The sequence below is a fragment of the Desulfovibrio sp. X2 genome (genome assembly GCF_000422205.1).
GTDB lineage: Bacteria > Desulfobacterota > Desulfovibrionia > Desulfovibrionales > Desulfovibrionaceae > Alkalidesulfovibrio.
The window spans coordinates 1-6,012 of sequence record NZ_ATHV01000049.1; the positions used below are offsets into that span (position 1 = coordinate 1).

The following is a 6,012-nucleotide window of genomic DNA, read 5'->3' on the forward strand; positions in this document are numbered from 1 at the left end:
GAGGGGGTGCGCAGCCCCCTCTCTGCCCGCCGGAGGCATCTCCTATCGCGGCAGCACGGCCAGGGTGCCGCCGTTCCAGCGGAGCCTGGCCCAGGGGGCGGCGGGGTCGCCCAGGCGGAGGATGGGCGGGCCTTCGGGCGGGGTCTCCCAGGAGCAGCGCAGCGGCGTGGACAGGCCCACGGGCAGGCGCAGCTCGGCGCTCGGCTGGTCGAGGAAGGTCTCGTCGGGCTGCTGCAGGTAGACGCGCAGGGCCAGCCAGGCGCGGCCGGAGAGGAGGTCTTCGGCCAGGCCGCCCGCGGTGAGGGAGGAGGCCATGCCGTCGAGGACGAGGATGTCCGGCCTGCCGTCGCCGTCGACGTCGCGCACGCCCGCGCCGGGCGGCAGTATGCCCTTCACGGCCAGGCGCCAGCGCGGGTGGGTGGAGCAGCCGCCGTGTTCGCGGTCGCAGGGATAGTAGGCCAGGTGCGTGGCCACGCGCAGGCCGAGCAGCCCGAAGGGCCGTGTCTCCACGGAGAGACGGCCGGGCAGGCCGTGGGGCGAGAAGGGCAGGAAGTCTCCGGAGAGCCAGGAGCCGCCCTGGGTGGCCAGGGACCAGGCGGGGGTCTCCGCGAAGCCGCCGCCGGGCAGGCCGCGCCGGATCTGGTGCACAGAGCCCCCGTGCACGTCGCGCGAGATGACCACGAGTTCCAGGATGCCGTCGCCGTTCGCGTCCAGGACGCCGACGCGGCCGCTGTCCGCCAGGGTGCGGCGCACGCGCAGGGGGGCCAGCGGTCCGCTGCCCGAGAGCATGCCGCTGCCCGCCATGGGCCTGAACGGGGCCAGGAGCGCGGAGGCGGCGGCCTGGGTGCGCACGCTGACCACCTCGCGCACGGGCCCCAGGAAGTCCTCGGGCTCGGCGGCCGAGAGCGGCCGGGCCAGGGCGAGGAGCGCGAGGAGGCAGGCGGCGAGGAGGCCCGGGGCGGTCTTTTTCATGCGCCTCACCATTGCCATGCGACGCTCTCCACGGTGCGGCCGTTGTCGAGCAGGAGCACGGCCGCGTCGCGTCCGGTGCCGTCCACGTGGGCCACTCCGGCCAGCACGGCGCCGGGATCGGCCGTGAGGCCCGCGCCGCCGAGCGGGGTGAGGGCGGAGAGGCGGCCGGACTCGTCCAGGTCGAGGAGGCCCGCGCGGCCCATGTCCGCTGCCAGCCAGCCCTCGCGCACGAGGCGCGGGTCGGTCATGGAGGGGGCGCAGAGTTCCGCCGTGCCCGGCTCCCAGCGCACCCCTTGCGCCGTGATGCGGGCCTCGCGCGCCACGAGCTCGAGGGTGCCTCCGGCCGCGAGGCGGGACATCTCCCCCGCCGTGGCGGGCAGGCGCGGCGTGAGCGAGAGCCAGGCCCAGCCGCCGCGCAGGCGGACGAGGGGCATGAAGCCCGGCAGGAAGGAGGATTCGAGGCGCAGGCAGGGGGCCTTGGCCGCGCGCATATTCACACCTGGCGAGGGCGTGCCCTCGCCGTCGGACAGGACGGACGGGGCGGGCTCCAGCCGGAAGACGTCGAGCACGTAGCGCGGCAGGATGGTGCCCTCCTCGCCCGGCAGCAGCAGGCGCAGCCGCGCCGCCTCGAGGTCGCCGTCGCCGTAGAGGTCGACCAGCAGGGCGTCGCCCGCCGCGCCGAGGGAGGAGAGGTCCGCGGACAGCAGGCGCGTGAAACCGTCCGGCCGGGCCTTGAGCACGAGCGCGCTCCGCCTGCCCTCCTCCTCGCTCAGGACCACGATCTCGTGCCGTCCGTCGCCGTAGAGGTCGTCGGCCCAGACGCGGTGCGAGAGGCTCGACGCGGCCTCCACGGCCCAGGCCGCGCGGTCGCGCGAGACGCGCCAGACCTCGTGCAGCGACGGCACCGGCTTCTTGGGCGCGGCCAGGGGCAGTTCGAGCGGCACGAGCCTGCCGGAGGGCTCCTGGATGGCGGCGAACAGGGTCCTGCCGTCCGTGCCCCAGAGGTCGCTCGCGCCGTCCCCGTCCAGATCGGCCACCCGCCAGGCCACCGCCCGGTCGCGCGGAGCCGCGTCCGCCGGAAGCGGCGCGGCGGACACTGCGTCGGGGCCGGGCAGCGCGGGCCGCAGGAGGGGCTCTGGCTGCACGGGATGCATGGGGTCTATGGGCAGGACGGCCAGGCCGCCGGAGCCGATGCAGAAGACGGCCGGGCGGCCGCCCCAGGTCCCGGCGTAGAGGTCGTTCGGGGCGAAGGGCAGCCGGGTCGCGCCCGCGTCACCGGGGCGGGCGAGATAGAGCACGTTGCCCGAGGCGGCGGCCAGAAGCGGCGCCCTGCCCGCGAAGACCGCGGGCCCGAAGAAGACTAGGCGGTCCACCGGCTCGGGCAGATGCCAGACGTGCAGCTGGGCCGTTGCGCCGGATGTGGAGGCGGCTGTGGAGGCGGGGGATGCGGCGCGGGAGACGAGGGGAGCCAGGGCCAGCACGAAGGCCAGGGCGGCCGCCAGGGGAAGGCGGCTCATGCCGGGTCCCGCCGCTCGAGGACCAGCCAGGCGCAGGCCAGGGGCAGCAGGGTCCAGGCCAGCCAGGAGAGGAGCGCCGCGCTGCGCAGGGGCTCCGGCGGCAGCCCGGCCAGCACGTCCTGGACCCGCTCGAAGGGGATGCCCCACACGCCGGTGTGCACGAGCAGGGAGCCGCCCATGGCGCCCCCGGCCGCGTCCAGCACGAGATGCAGGCCGAGCGCCAGCAGCCCGGCCTGGACGGTGGTCCGGCTGAGCGCGGCGCAGAGGAGGCCGAGGCTGATGACCGGGGTCAGGGAGAGCGGGTTGAGCACGGCCAGGCCCAGGAGCAGATCGGCGCGCCACAGCCCCCCGCGCATGGCGGCCGCCGCCGCGGCCCCGGCCGAGAGCGCGAACCCGCCGACCATGAGGAAGACGAAGGCGCCGATGGCCTTTGCCGCCAGGAACTGCCCCCGCGACAGCGGGCCGGAGACCATCTGGGCGAAGATTCCGGCCTGCCGTTCCTGGGCCAGGGAGAGCGCCGTGGCCAGAAGCGGCAGCAGCGGCCAGAAGGTCGCGGTCAGGGCCTGCACGGCGCGCACGGCGGCCACGTCGCCGCCGCCCGGCAGGACCAGGGCGGCCAGGGCGCCCGCCAGGGGCACGGGCAGGAGCAGCAGCCACATGGCGGGCCGCGAGATGCCGCGCCGCGCCTCGGCGGCCAGGGCGGCCCGAAGGCCCGAAGCGCCGGAGAAGCCCCCTACTCCCATGACGCCTCCAGGGCCGCTTCCACGGCCCGGGCCACGGCCTCCTCGCCGCGGCCCGCGGCCACGCCCTCGCTGACCGCCCGCCCCTCGTGCAGGCAGACGAACCGGTCCACGGCCGCGGCGCTGTCGCGCGGCCGCTGCCCGGTCAGGAGCACGGCCGTGCCGTGTTCGCGCGCCAGGCCGCGCATCAGGGCCATGGCCTCGCGGCCGGAGCGGGGGTCCAGGGCGCTCACGGGATCGTCGAGCAGGACGCAGGTCGGATCGCCGAGGCAGGCCAGGGCCAGCATGAGCTTCTGGCGCTGCCCCTGCGACCAGGTCGCGGGGCGCTGCGCCATGCGCGGGCCAAGCCCAAGGGCCTCGGCGGCCTCGAAGGCGGGATCGGGGTCCAGGCGCCAGGCGTCCGCGAAGACGCGGACGTGCGCCTCGCCGGAGAGATGCGAAAAGAGCACGGGGGACTCGGGCACATAGCGCAGGCCGCGTCGCGCCTCGGCCTTGCGGGTGTCCCGGCCGTCGAGCAGAACCTCGCCCCCGGCCCGGCGCGCGAGCCCGGCCACGGCGCGCAGCAGGGTGCTCTTGCCCGCGCCGTTGTAGCCGTACAAGGCCACCACCTCGCCCGCGTCCACGGACAGGCTCACTTTGCAAACGGCCTCGCGCCGTCCGTAGCGAACGCGCAGGCCCTGTATGTCGAGCACCATGCGCCGAGTTCTATACCGGGCGGACGTCCCAGGGCAAGCCGGACGGCGCTCCTCCCCGACCTGAACGGCGCATTCCCGCATGCTTCCCGGCCTTGAAAGATTTCCGTGGTCGCGTCGGGGCAGGAGCGCTATCTTCCGCCCCGTGCGCCCGGGGCGTTCCCATCGTCCGGGGCCTGCGCTATGCTCTCCATGCGTCGTGTGTCCATGAACCGGGTACATGCTTTTCACAGGCGCTCCCGCGCCTCGGAGGTTCGCGATGAAGACTCCCCTCTGGAAGATGCTCGCCCCTGTGGCGGCGACGCTCGTCCTGCTCGTCCTGCCGGCGCCCGAGGGACTCTCCACCCAGGCCTGGCAGTACTTCTCCCTGTTCATCGGCGTGGTCGTGGCGCTCATCCTCGAGCCCGTGCCCGCGGCCCTCTCCGGCCTCATCGGCGTGGTCCTGGCCGTGGTCTTCCGCCTCGTGCCGCAGAAGGCCGGAGCCGCCGTGACCACGGGCAGCGCCCTCTCCTGGGGCCTGTCCGGCTTCAGCAACGGCACGGTCTGGCTCATCTTCGTGGCCTTCATGTTCGCCCTGGGCTACGAACGCACCGGGCTCGGCCGCCGCATCGCCCTCGTGCTCATCAAGCACCTGGGCAAGCGCACCCTGGGCATGGGCTACGCCGTGGCCCTGGCCGACCTCGTGCTCGCGCCCTTCATCCCGTCCAACACCGCGCGCAGCGGCGGCACCATCTACCCCATCGCCAAGAACATCCCGGAGATCTACGGCTCCACGCCGGACAACGAGCCGCGCAAGATGGGCTCCTACCTCTGCTGGACCGCCCTGGCCGCCACCTGCGTGACCAGCTCCATGTTCATCACCTCGCTCGCGCCCAACCTCCTGGCCCTGTCCATCGTGGACAAGGTGGCCGGGCAGCACATCACCTGGATGGAGTGGCTCGTGGGCTTCCTGCCCGTGGGCGTGATCCTCTTCCTGCTCGTGCCCGTGCTCGGCTACGTCCTCTACCCGCCCACGCTCAAGCACTCCGCCGACATCCCCCGCTGGGCGGGCGAGGAGCTCGCCAAGCTCGGCCCCCTGAGCCGCAGGGAGCTGACCATGGCGCTTCTGGCCGTGGCCGCCCTGCTGCTCTGGATATTCGGCGAGCACATCATGAACGCCACCACCGCGGGCCTCGTGGTGCTCTGCCTCATGGCCCTCCTCGGGGTCGTCTCCTGGAGCGACATCATCGGCAACAAGCAGGCCTGGAACGTCCTCGTCTGGTTCGCCACCCTGGTCACCCTGGCAGGCGGGCTCGGCAACGTGGGCTTCCTGGCCTGGTTCTCGGCCAAGGCCGCCACGGCCATGGAGGGCTTCAGCCCCACCACCGTGGTCGTGCTCATGACCGTGCTGTTCTTCGTCACCCACTACTTCTTCGCCAGCGTCACCGCCCACGTCACCGCGCTCCTGCCCGTGTTCCTGTCCACGGCCATGGCCATCCCCGGCGTGCCGCTGCGCACCACCATCTTCATGCTCTGCTTCAGCCTCGGCATCATGGGCATCATCACCCCCTACGGCACCGGCCCTAGCCCCATCTGGTACGGCTCCGGCTACGTCCCGGGCCGAACCTTCTGGCTCCTCGGCGCCGTCTTCGGCGCCATCTTCCTGCTGGCCCTGCTGCTCATCGGCATGCCCTGGCTGTCCATCGTGCAGTAGAGAGAGAAGATGCCTCCGGCGGGCAGGGAGGGACTATGCGCCCCTCCCTGCACCCTCCCGCACAAGGGCTGAGCCCTTGACCCCGCTTCGCGCGCGATACGACCGACGACCGGTTAGACGAAGCCTGGGCGTGAGAGGCCGCAGAACGAATGTGCCCGAGGAGTGACCTCCCCGAGCCCCTCTGATGACCGACTGAAAAATTCACCAAGCGCCTCTTCCCTCTCCTTTGCCGAGAGTCTCCGGAGGCGCTCGTCGGCATTGCCGCAGGCAAAGGAGATGGTGGCAGCCGTTTTTTCCGCCGTCCGGCGGGAAAAACGGGCCGATTCTTCCTCCTCCGCCCACGGCGCACGACCGCCCTGCCCGGCAGCCCCCCACGCCCGGGCTGCCCGTGTTCGGAG

The 6,012-nt window shown here is 73.4% G+C and carries 5 protein-coding genes; 1 reads left to right on the plus strand and 4 read right to left on the minus strand.

What is annotated here, in order from left to right:
* Positions 1–42: 42 nt before the first annotated feature.
* Genes DSX2_RS13090 through DSX2_RS13105 form a run of 4 tightly spaced genes read right to left on the minus strand, consistent with a single transcriptional unit; the run spans position 43 to position 3,924 of the window.
* Positions 43–972 carry a hypothetical protein gene (locus tag DSX2_RS13090; protein WP_152512949.1) on the minus strand — a complete coding sequence of 310 codons (930 nt, stop codon included), beginning with the start codon at positions 970–972 and terminating at the stop codon, positions 43–45.
* A gap of 5 nt (positions 973–977) precedes the next feature.
* Entirely contained in the window at positions 978–2,489 is a 1,512-nt protein-coding gene (locus DSX2_RS13095) for a hypothetical protein (protein WP_020881564.1), read from the minus strand.
* Positions 2,486–3,232: an ABC transporter permease subunit gene (locus DSX2_RS13100; protein ID WP_020881565.1), complete on the minus strand. Its 747-nt coding sequence runs from the start codon at positions 3,230–3,232 to the stop codon at positions 2,486–2,488. The genes DSX2_RS13095 and DSX2_RS13100 overlap by 4 nt, the downstream gene beginning before the upstream one ends.
* Positions 3,223–3,924 (minus strand): ATP-binding cassette domain-containing protein, encoded by a 702-nt coding sequence (locus tag DSX2_RS13105; RefSeq protein WP_020881566.1) that lies wholly within the window; start codon positions 3,922–3,924, stop codon positions 3,223–3,225. Before DSX2_RS13105 ends, DSX2_RS13100 begins: the two co-directional genes overlap by 10 nt.
* A gap of 256 nt (positions 3,925–4,180) precedes the next feature.
* Here DSX2_RS13105 and DSX2_RS13110 point away from each other — a divergent pair, with 256 nt between their 5' ends.
* A complete protein-coding gene (locus tag DSX2_RS13110; RefSeq protein ID WP_020881567.1) occupies positions 4,181–5,614 on the plus strand; it encodes an anion permease in 1,434 nt (477 codons plus the stop codon).
* Positions 5,615–6,012: the final 398 nt, after the last annotated feature.